This is a genomic window from Dactylosporangium sp. CS-033363 (assembly GCF_050942475.1).
Lineage (GTDB): Bacteria > Actinomycetota > Actinomycetes > Mycobacteriales > Micromonosporaceae > Dactylosporangium.
The window spans coordinates 5299801-5321612 of record NZ_CP192032.1 but is presented as its reverse complement, the minus strand read 5'-3'; the positions used below and the strand labels follow the sequence as shown (position 1 = coordinate 5321612).

Annotated in this window: 19 protein-coding genes; 6 read left to right on the top strand and 13 right to left on the bottom strand. The window is 72.3% G+C overall.

Annotated features, from left to right (window positions below):
* Window positions 1-2: 2 nt before the first annotated feature.
* The 3 genes from ACQPZ4_RS24670 to ACQPZ4_RS24660 are packed head-to-tail and all read left to right on the top strand — an operon-like array spanning window position 3 to window position 4191.
* On the top strand, window positions 3-635 hold the full coding sequence (locus tag ACQPZ4_RS24670; RefSeq protein WP_433065642.1) for a hypothetical protein: 633 nt from the start codon (window positions 3-5) through the stop codon (window positions 633-635).
* Window positions 636-661: 26 nt separating this feature from the next.
* Window positions 662-1936 (top strand): TRAFAC clade GTPase domain-containing protein, encoded by a 1275-nt coding sequence (locus ACQPZ4_RS24665; RefSeq protein WP_433065639.1) that lies wholly within the window; start codon window positions 662-664, stop codon window positions 1934-1936.
* A gap of 2 nt (window positions 1937-1938) precedes the next feature.
* Window positions 1939-4191: a hypothetical protein gene (locus ACQPZ4_RS24660; RefSeq protein ID WP_433065636.1), complete on the top strand. Its 2253-nt coding sequence runs from the start codon at window positions 1939-1941 to the stop codon at window positions 4189-4191.
* A 288-nt stretch (window positions 4192-4479) separates the two neighbouring features.
* On the opposite strand, the gene ACQPZ4_RS24655 is transcribed toward ACQPZ4_RS24660, so the two are convergent.
* The 11 genes from ACQPZ4_RS24655 to ACQPZ4_RS24605 form a co-directional block, all read right to left on the bottom strand.
* Window positions 4480-5163 (bottom strand): potassium channel family protein, encoded by a 684-nt coding sequence (locus tag ACQPZ4_RS24655; RefSeq protein ID WP_433065634.1) that lies wholly within the window; start codon window positions 5161-5163, stop codon window positions 4480-4482.
* A gap of 25 nt (window positions 5164-5188) precedes the next feature.
* On the bottom strand, window positions 5189-6520 hold the full coding sequence (locus tag ACQPZ4_RS24650) for a TrkH family potassium uptake protein (RefSeq protein ID WP_433065631.1): 1332 nt from the start codon (window positions 6518-6520) through the stop codon (window positions 5189-5191).
* Window positions 6521-6530: 10 nt separating this feature from the next.
* A complete protein-coding gene (dinB, locus tag ACQPZ4_RS24645; protein ID WP_433065629.1) occupies window positions 6531-7721 on the bottom strand; it encodes a DNA polymerase IV in 1191 nt (396 codons plus the stop codon).
* Window positions 7722-7760: 39 nt separating this feature from the next.
* Entirely contained in the window at window positions 7761-9164 is a 1404-nt protein-coding gene (locus ACQPZ4_RS24640; RefSeq protein ID WP_433065626.1) for a GH1 family beta-glucosidase, read from the bottom strand.
* A 47-nt stretch (window positions 9165-9211) separates the two neighbouring features.
* A complete protein-coding gene (locus ACQPZ4_RS24635) occupies window positions 9212-10225 on the bottom strand; it encodes an ABC transporter ATP-binding protein (protein ID WP_433065623.1) in 1014 nt (337 codons plus the stop codon).
* Window positions 10222-11262: an ABC transporter permease gene (locus ACQPZ4_RS24630; RefSeq protein WP_433065621.1), complete on the bottom strand. Its 1041-nt coding sequence runs from the start codon at window positions 11260-11262 to the stop codon at window positions 10222-10224. Before ACQPZ4_RS24630 ends, ACQPZ4_RS24635 begins: the two co-directional genes overlap by 4 nt.
* A gap of 1 nt (window position 11263) precedes the next feature.
* Window positions 11264-12244 carry an ABC transporter permease gene (locus tag ACQPZ4_RS24625; protein ID WP_433065618.1) on the bottom strand — a complete coding sequence of 327 codons (981 nt, stop codon included), beginning with the start codon at window positions 12242-12244 and terminating at the stop codon, window positions 11264-11266.
* Window positions 12241-13368: an ABC transporter ATP-binding protein gene (locus tag ACQPZ4_RS24620; protein WP_433065615.1), complete on the bottom strand. Its 1128-nt coding sequence runs from the start codon at window positions 13366-13368 to the stop codon at window positions 12241-12243. The genes ACQPZ4_RS24625 and ACQPZ4_RS24620 overlap by 4 nt, the downstream gene beginning before the upstream one ends.
* A gap of 104 nt (window positions 13369-13472) precedes the next feature.
* Window positions 13473-15122 (bottom strand): ABC transporter substrate-binding protein, encoded by a 1650-nt coding sequence (locus tag ACQPZ4_RS24615; RefSeq protein ID WP_433066629.1) that lies wholly within the window; start codon window positions 15120-15122, stop codon window positions 13473-13475.
* A 143-nt stretch (window positions 15123-15265) separates the two neighbouring features.
* Entirely contained in the window at window positions 15266-16285 is a 1020-nt protein-coding gene (locus tag ACQPZ4_RS24610) for a LacI family DNA-binding transcriptional regulator (RefSeq protein ID WP_433065613.1), read from the bottom strand.
* A 289-nt stretch (window positions 16286-16574) separates the two neighbouring features.
* Window positions 16575-18125 (bottom strand): protein kinase domain-containing protein, encoded by a 1551-nt coding sequence (locus tag ACQPZ4_RS24605; RefSeq protein ID WP_433065610.1) that lies wholly within the window; start codon window positions 18123-18125, stop codon window positions 16575-16577.
* A gap of 154 nt (window positions 18126-18279) precedes the next feature.
* Here ACQPZ4_RS24605 and ACQPZ4_RS24600 point away from each other — a divergent pair, with 154 nt between their 5' ends.
* From ACQPZ4_RS24600 to ACQPZ4_RS24590, 3 genes are read left to right on the top strand one after another with little or no spacing between them, the layout of a single operon-like run.
* Window positions 18280-19389, top strand: a complete 1110-nt coding sequence (locus tag ACQPZ4_RS24600; protein WP_433065607.1) for a DUF4062 domain-containing protein — start codon at window positions 18280-18282, stop codon at window positions 19387-19389.
* A gap of 10 nt (window positions 19390-19399) precedes the next feature.
* On the top strand, window positions 19400-20056 hold the full coding sequence (locus ACQPZ4_RS24595; RefSeq protein ID WP_433065604.1) for a hypothetical protein: 657 nt from the start codon (window positions 19400-19402) through the stop codon (window positions 20054-20056).
* 29 nt (window positions 20057-20085) lie between these two features.
* Window positions 20086-20661 carry a hypothetical protein gene (locus ACQPZ4_RS24590; protein ID WP_433065601.1) on the top strand — a complete coding sequence of 192 codons (576 nt, stop codon included), beginning with the start codon at window positions 20086-20088 and terminating at the stop codon, window positions 20659-20661.
* Window positions 20662-20665: 4 nt separating this feature from the next.
* Here ACQPZ4_RS24590 and ppgK read toward each other — a convergent pair whose 3' ends face one another.
* Window positions 20666-21427, bottom strand: a complete 762-nt coding sequence (gene ppgK, locus ACQPZ4_RS24585) for a polyphosphate--glucose phosphotransferase (protein WP_433065598.1) — start codon at window positions 21425-21427, stop codon at window positions 20666-20668.
* Between the two features lie 90 nt (window positions 21428-21517).
* On the bottom strand, window positions 21518-21778 hold the full coding sequence (locus tag ACQPZ4_RS24580) for a Prokaryotic metallothionein (RefSeq protein ID WP_433065595.1): 261 nt from the start codon (window positions 21776-21778) through the stop codon (window positions 21518-21520).
* Window positions 21779-21812 lie beyond the last annotated feature (34 nt).

The window sequence follows — 21812 nt, the reverse complement described above, 5'->3', positions numbered from 1 at the left end:
ACGTGGCCGTCGTCTTCAATCTCGTGCTGCACGTGCTGCTCATCGGCTCCATGGGCGCCTTCGTGCTCGCCATCGTGGCCGACGCCATCGCCGACCCCGACCGCCGCGAACGCGTCCTGCGCATCGCCGCCCTCGCCGCCGGCGCGCTCGTCGTGCTCGGCGCCCAGTCCGCCGGCGTCACCTACGCCGCCTTCGTCGTCGACGCCCTGGCCGGCGCCCGCGGCCCGAGCGCCGCCGCCGCCGTCGCCGCCGCGCTCATCCCCGCCCTCGCCGGCGCCGGGCTCGGCTTCTTCCTCGTACGCACCTACAAACGCAGCACCCGCATCGGCGCCCGCGTCCTCGGCTTCGTCGGCATGCTCGCCGCCACCGCGTTCGTCGGCATCTACGCCGAGGCGACCCACACCCGCGGCGTCATCCTCGGCGCCGCCGCCCTGCCGAACGTCTCCTTCGTCGTCGGCGTCATCCTCACCATCGTCTTCGCGTTCGACCCCGACCTCCCGGCCGGCTCCGGCGGCCGCGCCTCGCAGCTGCGCCGGCTCCTCGGCGGCGGCTCGGCCCCCCGCGGCGCCGCCGCCCGCAGCGGCCCGCTCGACCCGCCGCCCACCCAGGTCCGCCGCGACCCCTTCAACATCTGAGCGGCGGCCGGACCATGGACCACTCCGTGCGGCGCGTCTGCCCGTTCTGCGGCGTCACCATCCTGCTCAACCGCTGCTCCATCTACGCCACCGAGGCGCGCGAGACCGCACCCGAACCGCCCGTCCAGCCCGACCGGCTCGCCGCCGCGGCCGCCCGCCGCGCCCCCGGCCTGGCCGCCCTCGCCGAGTTCGATGGCCCCGACGACCTGCCCCGGACCGCACCGCCCGCGCGAACCCGGCCGGCCGCCCGCCACACCCCGGAGCACGGCCGCGACCTGCTGTGGTCCCCGCGCCCGCGGCAGGCACCCGAACCCGTCAGCCGCGGCCGCTGGTTCACCCAGTCGCCCGCCGCCCCGGCCGGCGAGGCGCCGCTGATCCCGCTGCAACAGTTCCCGCCGCAACGGCTGGCCCGCCGCTTCTGCAGCAACCCCGCCTGCGACCGGGCCCTGCCCCTGGACCTCGACGAGCGCCAGGCCCACATCATCGCCATCGTCGGGCTCAACGGCGCCGGCAAGACCTACTACATCGCCACCGCCTTCAGCGAGGCCGTCAACGGCGACGGCCTCGACGCCGCCGGCTTCCGCGAGTTCGAACTCGACGACGAGACCGCCTCCCGCTTCCACCAGGACTACTACGCCAAGGTCTACCGCGACCGGCGGCGCCTGGAGCAGACCCCCGAGCGCCGGCGGTCCGAGCTGCGGCCGCTGAACTTCCGGGCCCGCATCGACGGCGGCCGGCCGATGCTCGTCATGACCCACGACATCGCCGGGGAGACCCTCGTCAACCACGAGTGGCGGGCCCGCGACGCCGGGTTCCTGCGCCGCGCCTCCGGCGTCATCTTCCTCGTCGACCCGGTCGAGTTCGACGCCGTCCGCGACAGCATGCCCGCCGACGAGCTGCAGCGGGTCCGCAACATCAACCAGCGCGACCTGCTCTCGGCGACCCTGCGCGAACTGGAGTACGAGCCGGGCCGGCAGAAGGTCCCGGTGGCCGTCGTCGTCTCCAAGGCCGACCTCATCGCCCGGTTCCTGACACCGCTGCCGGCCCGCTCCCGGGCCCGCACCGAGCAGCAGTGGCTGCACGACATGCAGCAGAACAGCGGCGCCGTCCGCGACACGCTGCTGCACCTCGGCCAGCAGCGGCTGGTCCGCACCGCCGAGGAGTACGGCCGGATCACCTTCCACGCCGTGTCCGCCCTCGGCGGGCGCCTCGGCCAGGACGGCGAGACCGTACCCCGGCCGCAGCGCGTCCTGGACCCGCTGGCCGTCGTGCTGTGGCGGCTGTCCGCGGCGCTGCGGTAACCGTGGCCGAGCAGCTGCTGTTCACGTGGGCCGACCGCGGGCTCGAAGGCCGCGGCATGGCCCAGATCGTCAACGCGACCGAACGGCTCTACGAGCACCTGCCGACCGTCCGCCGGCAGGCCCGCGAGCTGTGCACCACGTTCTCCTACCCGTCGCCGTGGCGCGACCCGGCCACCGCCCCCGTCTCCTACGGCTGGCGCGACCTCGACGGCCTGCGCTACGCCTTCCGCCGCCGCTACACCGGCACCGACGCGTTCGGCCGGCCCGGCGTGTTCGCCGCCCACATCCTCGTCGACCGGCCCGAACGACTGCCCGCCGCCGCCCTGCTGGAGCGGGCCGGCCCGGACTCGCCGACCTGGTGGGACGGCTCCCCCGCCACCGGCGACTGGCTGCCGCCCGTGTCCCTCGACGAGTTCAAGCCGGCCGGCCCCGCCCCCGCGCCGCAGGCCGGCGACGACGTCACCGCCGCCGTGCTCACCGCCGTCCTGGCCCACACCGGCCGGCCCGTCCTGCTCGCGATCGGCACCACCGCGCTCGTCGCTGCGCTGCGCCGGATCGCCCCGCTGCTGCCCGGCGCCCTCGACGAGCTCAGCATCTCCACCTACGAGCCGCCCGCGACCCGCACCGGCTACGACCTCGCCGCCACCAGCCCCCCGGACGACGACCCGATGGCGATCCCCGTCGGCGCCCTCCTCGCCGACCCAGGCGTCGGCCTGCCCCGCCGCATCGCCCGCCTCGCCCTGGAACCGGCCCTCACCTCCCGCACCTACGTCAGCCACGCCTGGGACGCCACCCGCACCGCCGGCCCCGCGTACCGCCACGGCTTCCTCGCCGCCGGCCACGCCTACCTGACCCTGCGCGGCCCCGCCGACCCCCGCCCCGACGAGCTGCTGCCCGCCCTGCGCGACCCGCGGACCGCCGCCGACCTGCTCGACGAGGCCCGCGCCCGCACCGTCGTCGCCCGCGGCCTCGGCGCCGGCGACGCGCGCACCGTCGACGCCCTGCGCGGCGCCGGCCACCGCCTCGGCACCGAGATCTGGACCGCCCTCGGCACCCTGACCGCCGACGCGGCCACCACCGCCGACGGCTTGGCGGCGGCCTGGCGGCTGCTCAAACCGGTCACGCCCGACGGCGCCGCCGCGTTCACCGCCCGGCTCGTCCAGCTCGCCGCCGCCGACCCCGCCCGGGTCCGGCACTGGCCCGCCGCGATGCTCCCCGACGCCGCCCGCCACCCCGAGGTGCCGGCGACCCCGGCGCTGCGCACGGCCGTCATCGCCGCCGGCACCCGCACCGTGCTGCAGCTCGCCGCCGACCCGGGCATGCCGGGCGACCTGTGGGCCGCGATGCTCACCCAGGCCCTGAACACCCGCGCCGTCGACGCCGGCCGCGCGGCCCGGGCCGTCGCCGCGCACGAGACCCTCGCCCGGGCCGTCGCCGCCGCCGTGCCCGCCCAGCACCTGCGCGGCCTCCTGGACACGCTGGCCCCGGCCGAGGCGCTGCTGACCCTGTCCCGGTGGGTGTCGCCCGACCGCGCCGACGCCGGCATCGACCTCGCCGCCCGGCTCGCGGCCCGCCTCAGCGACGCCGACGCCTGGCGGGCCGCGTCGATCGCCGGCGCCTGCCAGGGCACCGGCTGGCCGGCGCTGCGCGACCAGGCCCTGCGCCGCCGGCTCGGCCACGAGCTCGCCGACGCCCGCGCCCCCCGCTGCGGCCTGCTCGAGATCGTCCGCGCCGACCTGGGGCCGGCCGGGCGGGCCTGGCACGACTACCTCGGCGTCATCGGCACCGGCGAGCGCGCCGCCTCCTGGCCGCACCACGTCCGGTTGCTCGGCATCCGGGCCGGGGGCCTGCCCCACCCGCTGCAGCACCTGGCCCGCCGCTACGCCCTGCACGATGCCGTCACCCAGGCACCGGCCGCCGACGACATCGCCGAGGCGGTCGCCGTGCTGAACACCACCGAACCGCCCGAGACCGCCGAGCTCGTGCTGCGGGCCGGGCGGCGGGCGACCCTGGCCCTGCAGCGGCCCGAGGCCGGGTTCAACGCCCTGCTGTACGTCGCGCTGCACCTCGTCGAACCCCAGATCGTCCGCACGCTGCGCAACGGCCGGCTGGCCCGGCCGGGCGCCCAGGACACCGCCGCGAAGCTGTACCTGTCCCTGCTGCCGCACGACCGCGACCTCGGGCCGCGCTGCCAGCTCTGGACGGCCGGGCATGCCCGCGCCGAACGCTGGCTGCGGGGTTTGCACCCGGGCTGACCCGGCCCCGTCCGCTACGGCGTCCTAGGATACTAGGCATGGACTTCGCGCCGGGCGAACACGGCCCACCACCACGCCCTGTGACCGACCCCGAATTACCGGCATTGCGATTACCGGTAATCCGATAATCGGTAATCCGGGCGGCGGCACCGGCCGCGCGCGGAGGTCAAGGGCGGGGAAGGTCAGGAGCGGGGCAAGCCGCCCCGCTGGCCCAGCCGGGCGGCGCCGGCCGCCGCGCGCGGGGGCTCAGGCGCGGGGGCTCAGGCGCGGGGGCTCAGGCGCGGGGGCTCAGGCGCGGGGGAAGCCACCCTGCTGGCCCAGCCGCTCGACCTTGTCCGTAGGCCCGGAGACGATCAGCATGTCGCCGGAGCCGATCACCGTCTCCGGCAAAGCGGTCTCCGCCTCCTGGCCCGGCCGCTTCACCGCGACCACCGTGATCCCGTGCCGGCTGCGCAACCCCAGCTGCGCCAGCGTCGAGCCGACGAGCTCGTCGGGCGGGCAGACCTTGGCGATCGCGTACCCGTCGTCGAGCTCGATGAAGTCCAGCAGCTTCCCGGTGACGAGGTGCGCCACCCGGGCGCCCATGTCGGCCTCCGGCAGGACCACGTGCCGGGCGCCGACCCGCTCCAGGATGCGGGCGTGCTTCGCCGAGATCGCCTTGGCCCAGATCTCCTCGACGCCGAGCTCCGTCAGCGCCAGCACGGTCAGGACGCTGGCCTCGATGTCGGTGCCGATGCCGACCACGGCGCGGTTGAACTCGGCCACGCCGATCTGGCGCAGCGCCTCCTCGTCGGTGGAGTCCGCCTCCACCACGTGGGTCAGCACGTCGGCGAGCTTCTGCACGATCTCGGCGTTCTCGTCGATGCCGAGCACCTCGTGGCCGAGCTCGGTCAGCGACTCCGCGACCTGCCCGCCGAAGCGGCCCAGGCCGATGACCACGACCCCGCGCGCCGAAGCGTCCTTCTTTCCCACAGCGAACTCCAAAGGGCAGCGAGCGTCAGCCGATGATCGGGCGTTCCTCGGGGCGGCGGAAGCGCAGCTTGCGGTGCCGCAGCGCCAGGGCCGAGGCCACCGTGATGGTACCGACGCGGCCGACGAACATCAGCGCGACGAGGACCACCTGGCCCGCCGCGGGCAGCGAGGCGGTCACGCCGGTCGAGAGGCCCGCCGTGGAGAACGCGGCCGTCGCCTCGAACAGCACCCGGTCGAACGGCAGGTCCGTGACCAGCAGCAGCACCATCGTCCCGGCCGCGACCGCCGCCACGCCCAGCAGGGCCACCGTCACCGCCTGGCGCAGGGTGTGCGGGGAGACGCGGCGGGCGGCGATGTTCACGTCGTCCTCGCCGCGGACCTCGGCCCAGATGACGTACGCGAGGAGGAAGAACGTCGTGACCTTGATGCCGCCGGAGGTGCCCGCGCTGCCGCCGCCGATGAACATCAGCACGTCGGTGAAGGCGAGCGTCTCCGGGCGTACCGCGGCGTAGTCGATGCTGTTGAAGCCGGCGGTGCGCGGGTTCACGCCGGCGAACATGCCGCCGACCAGCGAGCCCGGCCAGTCCAGCGGGCCCAGCGTCGCCGGGTTCGACCACTCCAGGGCGGTGACGACGGCGACGCCGACCACGAGCAGCAGCGCCGTGCCCCACACCGTGAGCCGGGTGTGGATCGACCACAGGCGGGGGGTGCGCCATTCGCGGGAGAGCTCCAGTACGACCGGGAAACCCAGACCGCCGAGGACGACGGCGACGGCGACCGTGCCGCAGATCCACGGGTCGGCGACGAAGCGCATGAAGCTGTCGGAGAACAGGGTGGTGCCGGCGTTGTTGAAGGCGCTCACCGCGTGGAACACGCCGTGCCAGGCCGCGGTGGCCAGGGACTCGTCGTAGGCGATGCGGAACCGCACGGTCAGCACGACGGCGATGAGCAGCTCGAAGCCGGCCATCATGGCCAGGACCCGCAGCAGCAGGTTGCGGACCTCGCCGAGGTTGATCGCCCGGGTCTCGGCCTGCGCGACGAGGCGGGTCTGCAGCGCGAGCCGCCGCGACACCATCAGGCCCAGCACCGTCGCGAACGTCATGATCCCGAAGCCGCCGACCTGGATCAGGGCGAGGATGATGCCCTGGCCCAGCGGCGACCAGTAGGTGGCGGTGTCCACGGTGCTCATGCCGGTGATGAACACCGACGACGCGGCGGTGAACAGCGCGGTCAGCGGCGGCGCGGACTGCCCGGCGGTGCGCGCGGCGGGCAGCAGCAACAGGCCGGTCCCGACGATCAGGGCGGCGACGAAGGCGGCCGGCAGCAGCCGCGTGGGATGCCGCAGCGCCCGGAGCATGCGGAGGATCTTAGTCGGGCAGCAACGGTACCGTCGGACCTTGCCGCCGCCCGATCAGCGAGGCCCGCATCAGGGCGGACGAGCCGAACCGGTCGCGCACCTTGTCCATCGCCGTGTCGAGGCCGTCGCCGGAGGTCACGTCGAACGGCAGCTCCAGCTGCGCCGTCCCCTCCCCGTCGAGGTTGGTCACCGCCAGCCCCACCAGCGTCAGGCCCCGGTTGGCGATGTCCGAGACGGCGGCGGTGTGCAGCCGCAGTACCGCATCCAGGATCGTCTGCGTGTGCGAGGTCGCCCGCGGCATCGTGTGCGAGCGCGTGACCCGGGTGAAGTCGGCGAAGCGCAGCCGCAGCACCACCGTGCGCCCCGACCGGCCGGCCGCCCGCATCCGCCGGGTCACCCGGTCGGTGAGCTCGGCCAGGACCGCCTGCTGGAACGGCAGCGGGTGCGGGCCGCGCCCCAGGGCCCGCTGCGCCCCGATCGAGCGCCGGCGCTGCCCGACGACGACCGGGCGCGGGTCGCGGTTGTGGGCCAGGGCGTGCAGGTGGCGGCCCTGGCCCTCGCCGAGCATCGAGATCAGCGTGGCCTCGCCGAGCCTGGCCACCTGCCCGACGGTGGAAACGCGGTGCGCGTGGAGTTTGGCGGCGGTGACGGTACCGACGCCCCAGAGTCTTTCGACCGGCAGCTTGTGCAGGAACGTCAGCTCGTCGTCGGGCGGCACCACCAGCAGCCCGTCGGGTTTGGCGACCCCGGACGCGACCTTGGCCAGGAACTTGGTCCGCGCCACGCCGACGGTGATCGCCAGGCCGACCTCGGCCTTCACCCGGGCCCGCAGCCGCTCGGCGATCCCCAGCGGCGGCCCGGCGATCCGGAACAGCCCGGCGACGTCGAGGAACGCCTCGTCGATCGAGAGCCCCTCGACCATCGGCGTGGTGTCCCGGAAGACCGCGAACACGGCCTTGGACGCCTCGGAGTACGCGCGCATCCGCGGCGGGACGACGATCGCCTCCGGGCACAGCGCCCGCGCCTGCCGCCCGCCCATCGCGGTGCGCACCCCGCGCCGCTTCGCCTCGTAGCTGCAGGCCAGGACCACGCCGCCGCCGACGATCACGGGCCTGCCGCGCAGGCGGGGGTCGTCGCGCTGCTCCACCGAGGCGTAGAACGCGTCGAGGTCAGCGTGCAAGATGGAAGCCCCGTCCGACACGAACATATGTTCGCACAGGACGGGGCGGCCAGGAAGAACTTACGCGCGAAGGGCCCGGATGGTGTCGCGGTACCAGTGGGCGGAGCGCTTCGGGGTGCGCTCCTGGGTGTCGTAGTCGACGCGGACGATGCCGAAGCGCTTGTCGTAGCCGTACGCCCACTCGAAGTTGTCCATCAGCGACCAGGCGAAGTAGCCGCGGATGTCGGCGCCCTGCTGGCGGGCCAAGGCCACGGCGCCGATGTGCGAGTCGAAGTAGGCGACCCGGTCGGCGTCGTCGACGTAGCCGGTCTCGTCGGGCACGTCGTCGAACGCCGCGCCGTTCTCGGTCACGTAGATCGGCAGCCGGTAGTCGGTGTAGAGGCGCACCAGCAGCTGGGTGAAGCCCTCGGGGACGATCTCCCAGCCCATGGCCGTGATCGGCCGGCCGGTCGGGATGACCCGGCTGACCGGCAGCCCGGCGGCGTCGGTGGTGTTGCCGTCCTCGTCGACGCCGGAGACCGTCTCGGAGAAGTAGTAGTTGACGCCGAGCACGTCCAGCGGGGTCTTGATGACCTCGAGGTCGCCGTCCTGGACCGGCAGCGTGATGTTCTGCTTCGCCAGGTCCTCGACGAGGTCGGCCGGGTAGCGGCCGTGCACCAGCGGGTCGAGGTAGATGCGGGTGCTCAGGGCGTCCGAGCGGCGGGCGGCGTCGATGTCGGCCGCGGAGTCGGTCTGCGGGGTCGGCACGCCCATGTTCAGCGTGATCCCGAACGTGTGCCGGCCGCCGGCGCCTTCGGACGCCTCGCGCATGCGCTGCGTGGCCAGGCCGTGACCGAGCAGCAGATGGTGTACCGCCGACATGCTCGCCGCGAAGTCGCGCCGGCCGGGGGCGTGGGCACCGTAGGCGTACCCGAGCATCGCCGAGCACCAGGGCTCGTTCAGCGTCGTCCAGGTGGTGATCCGGTCCTGCAGCGCCTCGAAGACGATCATGCTGTAGTCGGCGAACCGGTACGCGGTGTCGCGGTTCGGCCAGCCGCCCGCGTCCTCGAGCTCCTGCGGCAGGTCCCAGTGGTACAGCGTCAGCCACGGCTCGACGCCGTTGGCCAGCAGCTCGTCGGTGAGCCGGTCGTAGAAGCCGAGGCCCTCCGGGTTCACCGGGCCCCGGCCGCGCGGCTGCACGCGCGGCCAGGCCACGGAGAAGCGGTACAGGTCGACGCCGAGGTCGCGGATCAGCGCCACGTCCTGCGGCATGCGGTGGTAGTGGTCGCAGGCGACCTCACCGGTGTCGCCCTTGTCGATCGCGTCCGGCACCTCGCAGAACGTGTCCCAGATGGACCGGGTGCGCCCGCCCTCGTCGACCGCGCCCTCGATCTGGTAGGCCGAGGTCGCCACACCCCAGCGGAACGAGGGTGGAAGCGTGGCGATCGGGTTGGCTCGATCGAGGGGTGTCACGGTCGTGTCCATGGTTCTCCTGGGATGTTCAGCGGTTGTGTGTCGGAGGCCTGCTGCGGCTAGCCGGCGGTGACCGGGTGCAGGTGACAGGCGACCGTGCGGGCCCGCCCGACGTGGTCGTCGGGCTTGCCCAGGATCGGCAGCACGGTGTCGCACGGCTCGAAACGCTTCGGGCAGCGCGGGTGGAACGAGCAGCCGGACGGCATGCCGCGCAGGTCCGGCGGGGAGCCGGGGATGCCGGCCAGCTCGCGCCGCTCGCCGCGCAGGGCGGGGAACGAGCGCAGCAGGCCGCTGCTGTACGGGTGCAGCGGCTCCCGGTAGATGTCGGCGGACGGCGCCTCCTCGACGATCCGGCCGCCGTACATGATCGCGATCCGGTCGCTGAACTCCACCAGCAGCGACAGGTCGTGGGTGATGAACAGCACCGAGAAGCCGAGCCGCTCGCGCAGCTCGACGAGCTGGCCGAGGATCTGCCGCTGCATGACCACGTCGAGCGCGGTCGTCGGCTCGTCCATGATGACCAGCTGCGGCTGCAGGGCCAGCGCCATGCCGATCATGACGCGCTGGCGCATGCCGCCGGAGAGCTGGTGCGGGTAGGCCTCCATGCGGTCCTCGGCGATCCCGACGAGCCGCAGCATCTCCTTGGCCCGGTCGACCCGCGCCGCCTTGGACAGCCCCGGCTCGTGCGCCTTGATCGCGTCCATCATCTGCACGTCGATCTTGTGCACCGGGTTCAGCGAGTTCATCGCGCCCTGGAACACGATCGACGTCTCGGCCCAGCGGAACTTGCGCAGCTCCGAGTGGGACAGGCTCAGCACGTCGTACGGGTCGCCGGTCGGCGGGTGGTACGTGACGGAGCCGCCGGACACCACCCCGGGCGGGGGCAGCAGCCGGGTCACGCCGTAGGCGAGGGTCGACTTGCCGCTGCCGCTCTCCCCGGCGAGGCCGACGACCTCGCCGCGGTGGATCGTCAGGTTGACCTCGCGCACCGCGTGCACCGCGTCGTCGCCGAGGCCGTAGTCGACGTTGAGGTTCTTGATCTCCAGCAGGGGCCGGGTGAGGACCTGGGTCATCGCGCGGTACCGTCCATCTCGATCTTCGCCGCCGGCTCGACCGGGCGCGTCACGGGCGTGAAGCCGACCTTCATCCGCACCTTGCGCCCGTCCGGGCCCTTGGTGTTGCCGGCGCCGGAGGTGCGCAGCCGCGGGCTGACGAACTCGTCGATGCCGAAGTTCACCAGGCTCAGCGCGGTGCCGAGGATCGCGATCGCGAGGCCGGCCGGGACGAACCACCACCAGGCGCCCTGGGCGAGGGCCTGCTGCCCCTGGGCCCAGAACAGGATGGTGCCCCAGTTCCACGACGACACCGAGGAGATCCCGATGAAGGCGAGCGTGATCTCCGAGAGCACCGCGAAGATGACGGTGCCGACGAAACCGGACGCGATGATCGCCGTGAGGTTCGGCATGATCTCGAAGAAGATGATCCGCCAGGTCTTCTCGCCGGTGGCCCGGGCCGCGTCGACGTAGTCCCGCCGCCGCAGCGACAGCGTCTGGGCCCGCAGCACCCGGGAGCCCCACGACCAGCTGGTCAGGCCGATCACCAGCGCCACCGTCAGGTCGTTCACCCGGGGCAGCGACGTGCAGATGATGATGACCAGCAGCAGGCCGGGGATCACCAGGAACACGTTGGACAGCACCGAGAGGATCTCGTCGGCGATGCCGCCCAGGTAGCCGGCGGTGACCCCGACGAGGATCGACAGGACCGTGGCGACGATCCCGGCGACCGCGCCGACGAACACGACGCTGCGGGTGCCGGCCAGGATCTGGCTGAAGATGTCCTGGCCGAGGTGGGTGGTGCCGAACCAGTGCTGCGCCGACGGCGGCTGGATCGCGTCCTTGGTGATCGCGTCCGGGTCGTACGGGGCGACCCACGGGCCGATGATCGCGAACAGCACGTAGATCGCGAGGATGATCAGGCCGGTCGCGGCCTTGCCGTTGGCGACGAACCGGAACCGCTTGCGCTTGGCCTTCTTCGCCGTGGCCGGGTCCGGCTGGGCCATCGCGCCCTGTCCGGGGATGACCTGCTCGATGCTGGAGGGCGTGACGGTCATGTCAGCCGGCCTTTCGGGTGCGCGGGTCGAGCAGCGTGTACGCCACGTCGGCGAACAGGTTCGCCACCAGCACCGAGATCGTGATGACCAGGAAGATGCCCTGCATCAGCGGGTAGTCGTGCGCGCCGACGGCCTGGAAGAGCTGGAAGCCCACGCCCGGGTAGGAGAACACGATCTCCACCAGCAGGGTGCCGCCGACGATGAAGCCCAGCGACAGCGCGAACGCCGAGATGTTGGGCAGCAGCGCGTTGCGGGCGGCGTAGCTGAACGCGACCCGCCGCTCCGAGAGGCCCTTGGCGTGCGCGACGGTGATGTAGTCCTCGGCGGACACCGTCACCATCATGTTGCGCATGCCGAGGATCCAGCCGCTCATCGACGACAGCAGGATCGTGCAGGCCGGCAGCACGCTGTGGTTGATCGCCGAGCCGATGAAGGTCCCGTCCCAGTACGGCACCAGGCCCGGCGTGTAGCCGCCCGAGGACGGGAAGTAGCTGCCGTTGCCGGTGAACAGGGCGATGAAGACCAGCCCGAGCCAGAAGTACGGGATGGAGGACAGGAAGGTGGTCGCCGGCAGCAGCCCGTCGATCCAGGTGCCGCGCCGCCAGCCCGCGCCGATGCCCAGCGTCGTGCCGATCATGAAGCTCAGGATCGTGGTGACGCCGACCAGGCCGATCGTCCACGGCAGGCTGGAGGAGATGACCTCGCTGACCGTGGACGGGAAGAACGTGAAGGACAGCCCGAGGTCGCCGTGGAACAGCTGGCCCCAGTAGTCCAGGTACTGCTGCCACAGGCTCTGCTTCTTGTCGAGCCCGAACAGCACCTCCAGCGAGTGGATCGAGTCCGAGGACACCGCGCCCTGGTTGCGGGCCAGGAACGAGCTGATCGGGTCGCCGGGGATCATCCGCGGGATGAAGAAGTTGATGGTGATCGCGGCCCAGGCCGTGAACAGGTAGAAGGCGAGGCGTTGCAGCAGGAACTTCATGATGCCTCCTCCGGCGCGTGCAGGGCCGGCGGCGTGGGGATCGACGGATCGGCGACCGAGCCGACGCCCTCCTTGGCGACGGTGTCGGCGTCGTACAGCCAGCAGGCGGCCCAGTGCCCGGGCTCGCCGCCGACCTCGAGGCGCGGCGGCAGGTCCACGGTGCAGCGCTGCATGGCGTGCGGGCAGCGCGGGTGGAACCGGCAGCCCTGCGGGGGCCGGATCAGGCTCGGCGGCTCGCCGTTGCCGCGGTCCTTCGCGGTCGCGTCGGCGATGCCTGCGATGCGGTCCGGGTCCGGCGCCGACTCGATGAGCAGCCGGGTGTACGGGTGCGCGGGGTTCTGCGTGACCGACTCGCTGTCGCCGCCCTCGACCATCCGTCCGGCGTACATCACCATCGTCTCGTCGGCGAAGTACCGCGCCGAGGCGATGTCGTGCGTGATGTACAGGATCGCGAGGTTGAGGCGCTCCTTGAGGTCGCGCAGCAGGTTGAGGATGCCGAGGCGGATCGACACGTCCAGCATCGACACCGGCTCGTCGGCGAGCAGGGCCTCCGGGTCGGCGCCCAGGGCGCGGGCGATGGCCACGCGCTGGCGCTGGCCGCCGGACAGCTCGTGCGGGAACTTGTCGATGTAGCGCTCGGGCGGGGTCAGCGCGACCCGGGTGAGCAGGTTGGCCAGGGCCGCCTCGAGCTCCTCGGAGGTCCGCCCGGCGTTGCCGTGGATCTTCAGGGCCCGGGTCAGGTGGTACCGCACCGTGTGCACCGGGTTGAGCGAGCCGAACGGGTCCTGGAAGATGAGCTGGACCCGGCTGACGTATTCGCGGAACCGGCGCCCGCCGCCCACTCGCGTGCTCTCGCCGTGCAGTCGCAGGTCGCCGCCGGTGCGCGGGTAGAGCTGCGCGAACAGCCGGGCGACGGTGGACTTGCCGGAGCCGGACTCGCCGACCAGTGCGGTGACCCTGCCGCGGCGCAGGGTGAGGGACACGTCGTCCACGGCGTGGACGACCGCCCGCTTGCCGGTGAAGATGTCGCTCAGCTTCCGCCGGACGGGGAAATGCTTGGTCAGGCCCTCGGCCTCCAGCACCACCTCGCCGACCGGAGCCGCCGGGCTTTCGCTCAACGTCATGCCGAATGGTCCTGTCTTGGGGGTGTCGGTGTCGTCACGGGGTACCGCTCCCCGGGTGGCCAGTATCGCGCCACCCGGGGAGCGGTGTCAGTACGATCCGGTCGTCAGGAGCCGGCCGGCTTGAGGTGCAGGATGACGTCCAGCGCGTTGGCCTGGGTCGGCTGCGCGGCACCGTACGGGTTGGCGTCGTCCGGCCAGCCCGTCCAGTTCTTGGCGCTGTAGGCCGCACCCACGTTGTCGGCGCCGACCGGGATCATCGGGGCCTGCTCGACGAAGATCTTCTGCAGCGTGGCGAGCGCGGTCTTGCGGGCCGCGTCGTCGGTGGCGGAGGCGTAGGCGCGCAGGGCGGCCGTGGCGTCCTTGTTGTCGAAGCGGCCGAAGTTCGCGGCCGGGGACGCGGTGCCGATCGGCTTGAGCTGGTCGCCGTCCATCACCGTGCGGTAGATGTCGTACGGGGTCGAGCCGCCGTCGGTCCAGCGGAACGTCGCGTCGAAGTCACCGGCCTCGACGTTCTTGAACCACGCGTCCTGGTTGGCCTTGTCGACCGTGGCCGCGATGCCGATCGTGGCCAGGTTGGCCTTCACGATCTCCAGCGAGGTCTGGTAGTCCGACCAACCGGCCGGGTCGGTCAGGGTCAGCGTGACCGGCTTGCCCGACGGGTCCTTGAGGGTGGTGCCCTCCAGCTTGTAGCCGGCGCCGGCGAGCAGCGTCTTGGCGCCCTCGACGTCGACCTTGTAGTCCTTGCCCTTGTACTCGTCGGAGATGAACGCGTCACCGGCCGGCGAGGGCAGGCCCGTCACGCTCTTGACGAGCGGGTGGAAGTAGCCGGCCTCGGCGGTGGTGAAGATGTCATCGCGGTTGATGACCATGCCCATGGCCTGGCGGAGCTTCGCGTCGTTGAACGGGGCCTTGGTGGTGTTGATGTACAGGCCGTGGATACCGAGCACCGGCGGCGCCCAGATCTTGTGGCTGGCCGCGTCCTTGTCGATGAAGACCGTCTTCACGTTGGGGATGAAGACGAAGCTCCACTCGCACTCGCCGTTGGCCAGGGCCGTGGTCTGCGCGTTGTTGTCGTTGTACGACGTGTACCGCAGCTCCTTGACCTGCGGCAGCGTCTGCCAGTAGCCCTTGTCGCGGACCGTGAGGGTCGTGGTCTGCGGGGTGAAGGACTTCAGCGTGTACGGGCCGGAGCCGATCGGGTTCTTGTTCGCCTCGGTCTTGGGGTCCGAGAACTTCGACCAGATGTGCTCGGGCACGATCGGGATCTGCGCGATCGCCTTCTGCTGGCTGACGTACTGCGAGGACTTGAACGTGATGGTCACGTCCGCGCCGGTCGCGGTGGCGTCGGTGATCGGCACACCGCCGGAGTTCAGGGCCTCGTTGTCGCGCACCAGCTTGTAGGTGTAGACGACGTCGTTGGCGGTGAGCTTCTCGCCGTCGGACCAGGTGGCGTTGTCACGGATGTTGAGCTTGACCGAGGTGTAGTCCTTGTTCCACTCCGCCTTGGTCGCGAGCCACGGCTTCATGGGGTCGGCCGGCTTGACCGGGTTCCACATCATCAGCGGCTCGTAGAGAACCCAGCGGTAGCCGTCCTTGGCCCCGGCCGAGGTGGTCAGGAACGGGTTCTCGTTCTCGGTCAGCGGACCGTTGGGCATACCGACGGTCAGGACCGTGGTCTTGGCGCCGGTCTTGTCTTCGTTCGGCGAGTTGCCGCACGCCGCGAGGGCGGGCGCCGTGGCCAGCAAGCCGGCCATGCCGAGCAGAACGGAGCGTCTGGTCAACACGGGGGTGTCTCCTTTGGTACCTGGATCGACAGGTGGGGCGGACAGGAACATTTCTGCGGTATGACGACGGCGCCCGAAGTTCGGCAGGGGCGCCGCCCGTGGTGCGTGAGGCGTCAGGTGGTGCGCTCGGGCTGCGCCGTGACGGTGGAACCGCGCACGACGAGCGTGGTGGACAGGATGTTCGGCTCCGCCGTCAACGGCGTGCCGTCGAAATGCGCGATGAGCCTCCGCGCCGCCATCTCGCCCATCTGGCGCATGGGCTGGCGGACGGTGGTCAGCGGCGGCTCGGTGTGGGCCGCGTGCAGGATGTCGTCGAACCCGACGAGGGCGACGTCCTGCGGAACGGACTTGCCCGCCAGCCGCAGCGCCTGGAGGGCGCCGGAGGCCGACAGGTCGTTGTGGGCGAACACGGCGTCGAACTGCAGCCCCTCGGCGAGGGCCCGCTGGATCGACAGGATGCCGCACTCGTAGGTGAAGTCCCCCTCGATGACGAGGCGGGGGTCGATGGGCGCGCCGGCCGCGGCAAACACGTCGGCGAAGCCGCCGAGGCGGTCCTGGGTGCAGCCGAACTTCTCCGAGCCGGTTATCACCAGCGGGCGGCGCCGGCCGATCTCCACGAGGTGCCGGGCCGCGAGGGAGCCGCCGGCCCGGTTGGTGGTGGCCACCGACGGCATGAGCGGCTTGTCGCCGCGGTCGTCGATGAGCACCACCGGCAGCCCGCCGGCGTAGAGGTCGGCGAGGTAGTCCAGGGTGCCCTCGGGCTCGATCGCGAGGAGCCCGTCGAAGGATTTGCCGGAGACCTGGGCGGAGAACTGGCGCATGGACTCGGCGCCGCGGTTGCACGTGAACAGCAGCAACCCGTACCCCTCCGACTCCACGACGTCCACCGCGCCCTGCACGACCTCGCCCATCCACGGCCAGGTCAGCGACGGCACCAGCATGCCGATGACCCGGGTGTGCCCCCGGGCCAGATTCACCGCCCGCGCGCTGGGCACGTAGCCCAGCTCGTCGATCACCGTGCGCACCCGTGCCGCGGTCGCCTCGTCGACCTCGCCTTTGCCGTTGAGCACCCGCGAGACGGTGGTCTTGCTGACCCCCGCCCGGGCCGCCACATCGGCGATGGTGATCGGCACGCCGCATCCTTCCGGTGAGAGCGCTTTCTGGCAAGAGAGCGTGTTCTGGAACCGGTTCCGCAACCGGTTCCGGCACACTAAATCCGATCGCGGACTGTGGTGTCAATAACACGGTGGTAACGAAACTTAACGTGGCCGCAACCCTTGCCAACGGGCTGCCCATGGTGTTTGCTCGGGATCACCGTCGATGTCACCGGCCACCCCAGCACGACCCGCGCGGGACCGCTCCCATGGAGCGCTCTCACGGAAATGCTCGAGCAGTTCGGCCGAGAAGTCCGGCCCGGAACGCTCAGCGCAGTTTGATCGCGGAGCTGTCGCCGCCGACGAGCCCCGACTTCACCCGCAGCTCCGTGAACGTGAGCCCCTCCGGCACATCGAAGACGAGCGTGCCGGTGACCGAGTCCCCCGGCCCGATCTCGTTGAACAGCGGCCGCGCGTCCTCGTACCAGACCCACGCCAGCTCGTCCGGCCCGTACTCGTGGCCGTCGCTGTCGCGCAGCTTCTGGTTGCCGACCCAGATGCGGCCCTTGCTGTCGCTGGTGTTCTCCACCTTGAGCTCGGCCAGGCAGTACTGCCCGCCGGCCTTGCGGGTCAGCGGCCAGTCCCCCAGCTCCTGCTTGCCGCAGCTGAACCCGGCCAGCGTGAAGCGCATCTTGCCGTCCCCGGCGACCGGGCTGCGCTTCGGCGTCGGCGAGGGCGTCGGAGACTTCGTCGGCTCGCCCGGCTGCGCCCCGGCCCCGCCCTTGCCGGCCTTCTCGGCCAGTCTCAGCCCACCCAGCAGGCACCCGAGCAGCGCGACGAGCGCGATCCCGGTCGTGATCGCGCGCCCGACCCGGCGGGGCCGGCGGCGCGGTGGCGGCGGCGGGGGTGGCAGCGGCCGCGAGAACCTGGGCGGCCCGTGGGGGTCGACGCGGGTTCCCGGCATCGGATGGACGGGCTGGGTCGGTGGAGGCTTCGACGGTACCGATGCCGCGCCCTTGGAAAACGCGGCCGTGGACTGCCGCCGGGGCCGGGGCGAGGCGGTCGCCCGCACGGTGGCGGCGACCTGGGCGGCGGCGGGATCGTCCTGCCCGACCTGGGCCAGGAGCACCTGCCGCGCGGTGGGACGGGCCGCGGGGTCGGCCTTGAGCGCCTGCCGGACCACCTTGGCCAGCCCGGGGTCGAGCCCGGCGAGGTCCGGCTCGGCGGCGGGGTCGTCGCCCACGGGCATGCGGCCGGTGCCGGCCCAGGCGACGAGCAGCCCCCACGCGTACACGTCGGAGGCCTGCGACGGCGGCCAGCCCCGCACCTGCTCGGGCGCCAGCCAGCCGGGCGTGCCGAAGTTCGGCCCGTGCGCCGCGGCCTGCCCGAGCAGCCGCGCCACCCCGAAGTCGATGACCTTGGGCCCGAACGGCGACAGCAGCACGTTGCGCGGGCTGAGGTCGGCGTGCACGAGCCCGACGGCGTGGATCGCGGTGAGCGCCGCCGCGACCCCGACCGCGACCGCCTCGACGTGCCCGGCGAGCGGCCCGTGCTCGGTCGCGTACTCGTGCAGCGAGGGCCCCGCCACGTACTCGGTCACCAGGTGCGGGACATCCCCGTCGAGCGCCACGTCGAGCACCCGCGCGGTGCAGAATCCGGCGACCCGCGACGCGGCGGCCGCCTCGGCCGCGAACCGGTGCCGGAACATCGGGTCGTGGTAGAACGCCGGATTGATGACCTTCAGCGCGACCTTCCGCCCGTCCCGCGCCTCGGCCAGGTAGACGGTCCCCATCCCGCCGACGCCCAGCACACCACGCAGCACGTACGACCCGACCGACGCCGGATCGCCGGCACGCAGCGGCGCGGGCGAATCCCCCATGCCAGCCATGGTGCCTCACCCGCGCACACCACCCGAAACGAACCCCGGATATCCCGACATTCCGGGACACAACCGCAACCGATACCGTACTGCCCGATCGCCCATTGGCGGGACGGACGGTGCATACCGGCTGCAAACCGTGCCAGCCTGGGGCGTGGCGACCGAGGTGAAGTACCAGGTGTTCGTGAGCTCGACCAGCCGCGACCTGGAGGTCGAGCGGCGCAGGGTGATCGAGGCGCTGCTCGAGTCGTCGTTCATCCCCGTCGGCATGGAGCTGTTCAACGCCTTCGCCGAGCAGGCCTGGCCGACGATCGAGCGGATCATCGAGCCGTGCGACTACTACGTCGTCATCGTGGCCGGGCGGTACGGCTCGGTGCGGCCCAACGGGCTGAGCTTCACCGAGTCCGAGTACGAGTTCGCCCGCCACCTCGGAAAACCCGTCCTCGCGTTCCTGCGCCGCGACCCCGGCCCCAGCTCCGATGAGGATGTGGAGCACCAGCGCAAGGTGCGGGCGTTCCGCGACCGGCTCGAGGGGGAGCTGACCTGCAAGTACTGGGACAGCGCCGACGACCTGGCGCTGCACGTCGTCACCGCGCTGAACCGGGCGGTGCACGACCGGCCGCAGATCGGCTGGGTGCGGGCCAACACGATCGGCGCCCCGCTGGAGCGGGTGTTCGCCGACGTCGTGGAGCCCGCGCAGACCCTCGGCATCAGCCGGATCAGCGCCAACGGCCAGGCCGGGGCGGCGATGAGCGCGACCATCGAGGCCGCCCGCACGGTCCGGATCATGTCGACGAGCGCCACCCGGCTGCTGGACATCCAGAAGCCGTACCTGGCCCGGGCCCTGCTGCACGGCGCCGACGTGCGGGTCCTCGTCCCGGCGGCCGAGTCGATGTTCCTGCTCGACGTCGACGAGATGGAGGACCGGGACCCGGCCGACCCGATCGCGACCGAGGTCGCCCAGGCGAGCCGGCGGCTGCGGGAGGTCCTCGCCGACGCCCGCCGGCTCAACCGGGGCCGGGACGCGCCGCTGGGCCGGGTCCGCTTAGGCTTCTTCAGCACGCACCTGCGCTCGACCCTGGTGCTCTGCGACGAGTCGTGGGGCTGGCTGACCGTGACGCTCCCGCCGCTGCGGGCCGCCGAGACCGCCTCCTTCGAGCTCGTCGACGGGTCGTCGAAGGCGCTGCTCGACGACTGCGTGCACCACTTCGACCGGGTGTGGGAGGTCGTCGAGGCGCGCGGCGACGCCACGACGATCGAATAGGGGTCCGGCCGTGTCTGCGCAGCAGGAGCAGTGGCGGGAGCGCTACGAGGCGGCCCGGGCGGCGATGCGGGCCCGCCGCGGCACGCCCGGGGCGCTGATCGAGGTCGCCGCGCAGCACCCGCTCGCCGGTGGGGTCACGCCGGGTGTGGAGTTCGCGGCGCGGCTGGAGCGGGGGGCCGAGCTGTACCGGCAGCTGCGGGCGGGCGGCGAGCGGGTCGAGGTGTACGTGCCCGGCAGCCGCCACCGGGCCGGCGAGGTCGACGACGCCGTGTCGCTCAGCGCGGCCGGCACCCGCTACCTGCGCGAGGCCGGCCTGCCCGCCGCGGACCTGCACGGCGACGACCTCAACGCGCGGTACAAGGGCGCCGAGGGCGTCTTCGGCTCGGCCGACGAGTGCTTCGTGGCCGCCCGCTACTTCCTCGACGCCGGGTTCGGCCGCCTGTACAGCGTCTGCTCCCCGTCGCAGCTGATGCGCAAGACGTTGCACTACATCGCGTTCGGGGTGGTGCCGCTCAACGTGACCGCGCCGGTCGACGAGCCGTTCCACGACTACCTGTACGAGCTGTTCGAGGCCGTCCCGCACGTGCTCGGGGTGGACGGCACCCTGCAGGGTCCGGGCTCACGCGAGGCGGAGCGGCTGCGGCGGGAGCGACGGCCGTCCACCTGAGCGGGCGGCGGGCGGCTATGCTGCCGCGGGTGCGGAGGATCTTCCGGGCTGCGGCCCTGCTCGCGGCGTTCGCGCTCGCCGGCTGCAGCGGGGTGACCACGAAGTGGGTCGGGCCCTACCAGTCGCCTGGGCCGGGCGCGGCGGCCGCCAACGGGCAGCCCGCCCCCGTCGACTCCACCAAGGTCACGGCCTATCCGTCCGCGTACCCGCTGGTGTCCCCGGCGCGGCCGACCGCGAAGCCGGTGCCGGGCGGGAACGGGGGCAAGGTCAGCAGCGTGACGGTGTCCCTCGCCCAGCCGGGGCAGAGCGGGTTCTGCGCCACCGACGGGGTGCAGGCCGAGCTGCGCTGGGTGGTGAAGGTCGACTCCGACGCGCGCACGCCCGTGCGGATGGACATCCAGTCGACCGACGGGCTGCTGGTGGGCAGCGAGAACATCGAGTACGTCGTGGAGAACGGGCTGCTCGCGGGCAGCCGGCGGCACACCGTCACCTGGGACAAGGCGCATCCCAGGCGGACGGTGGAGTACTGGATTCAGACGACCTCGCCGAACCGGGTGCAGTCCAGCCGCGTCAAGTTCACGATCGACTGCACCACGGCCGGGTAGCGGCTCAGATCACCTTGGCGTTGCGGGCGGCGAGCAGGGCCGCGCCCGCGATGCCGGCGTTGTTGAGCAGGGTGGCCGGGACGACCTTGGTCGGGACGTCGACCATGTGCAGCCACTTGTCGGCCTTCTTGCTCACCCCGCCGCCGATCATGATCAGGTCGGGCCACAGCAGCGAGTGCAGATGCCGCAGGTACGTCTGGACCCGCTCGGCCCAGTCCTGCCAGCTCAGCTCCTGCGCCTCGCGGATGCGGTCGGAGGCGTAGTCCTCGGCGTCGCCGCCGTGCAGGTGCAGGCCGCTCATCTGCAGGTGGCCGAACTCGGTGTTCGGGACCAGCACGCCGTCGTTGAACAGGGCGGTGCCGATGCCGGTGCCGAAGGTGACCATCACGACGAGACCCGGCACGCCGCGGCCCGCCCCGTACTCCAGCTCCGCCACACCCGCCGCGTCGGCGTCGTTGAGGACCGTCACCGGCCGGCCCAGCGCCTCGGAGAACAGCTTCTCGGCCGGCGCGTCGACCCACGACGCGTCGACGTTCGCGGCGGTCTTGGTGACACCGTGCAGTACCACGGCGGGAAACGTGATCCCGATGGCGTCCGCGGCCGGGAAGGAGCCCGCGACCGCCACGACGGTCTTCACCACGCTGGCCACGTCGGCCGGCTGCGGGGTCTCGATGCGGACCCGTTCGCTGGTGAACGCGCCGGTGGCCAGGTCGACCGGAGCCCCCTTGATGCCGGATCCACCAATGTCGATTCCCAGGACGACCACAGCTGCTCCTTCACGCGCGGGGCTCCCACACATTGCCTGCGGGTTACCCAATCATGACGGCCGAACGCGATGATCACCGGGGGAACGCGATCACCCCGGATAGGCGCCCACCGCGTCGCGCACCTCGAGCCCGATCGGCGCGTCGGCGGTGCGGGCGCAGTGGGCGCAGCAGTAGAACCGGCCCGACACCTCCGCCCCGTGCCCGACGATCCGGGTCCCGCAGTGCTCGCACACCGGCGCCAGCTTCTGGATCGCGCACTCGAAGGAGTCGAAGGTGTACGAACCGCCGCCGACGGTCCGCACCTCGAACGCCATGTAGTAGTCGTTTCCGCAGGTCACACAGACAGCCATAACCCCGAAGGATGGCCCACCGGCAAGCCCGCCG

Bases quoted from the DNA above. Each gene is read 5' to 3' on its own strand.
- ACQPZ4_RS24650 (WP_433065631.1), bottom strand. From the start codon at position 6,520: ATGCTCCGGGCGCTGCGGCATCCCACGCGGCTGCTGCCGGCCGCCTTC.
- ACQPZ4_RS24640 (WP_433065626.1), bottom strand. From the start codon at position 9,164: ATGGACACGACCGTGACACCCCTCGATCGAGCCAACCCGATCGCCACG.
- ACQPZ4_RS24635 (WP_433065623.1), bottom strand. From the start codon at position 10,225: ATGACCCAGGTCCTCACCCGGCCCCTGCTGGAGATCAAGAACCTCAAC.
- ACQPZ4_RS24630 (WP_433065621.1), bottom strand. From the start codon at position 11,262: ATGACCGTCACGCCCTCCAGCATCGAGCAGGTCATCCCCGGACAGGGC.
- ACQPZ4_RS24625 (WP_433065618.1), bottom strand. From the start codon at position 12,244: ATGAAGTTCCTGCTGCAACGCCTCGCCTTCTACCTGTTCACGGCCTGG.
- ACQPZ4_RS24620 (WP_433065615.1), bottom strand. From the start codon at position 13,368: ATGACGTTGAGCGAAAGCCCGGCGGCTCCGGTCGGCGAGGTGGTGCTG.
- ACQPZ4_RS24615 (WP_433066629.1), bottom strand. From the start codon at position 15,122: ATGGCCGGCTTGCTGGCCACGGCGCCCGCCCTCGCGGCGTGCGGCAAC.
- ACQPZ4_RS24605 (WP_433065610.1), bottom strand. From the start codon at position 18,125: ATGGGGGATTCGCCCGCGCCGCTGCGTGCCGGCGATCCGGCGTCGGTC.
- ACQPZ4_RS24580 (WP_433065595.1), bottom strand. From the start codon at position 21,778: ATGGCTGTCTGTGTGACCTGCGGAAACGACTACTACATGGCGTTCGAG.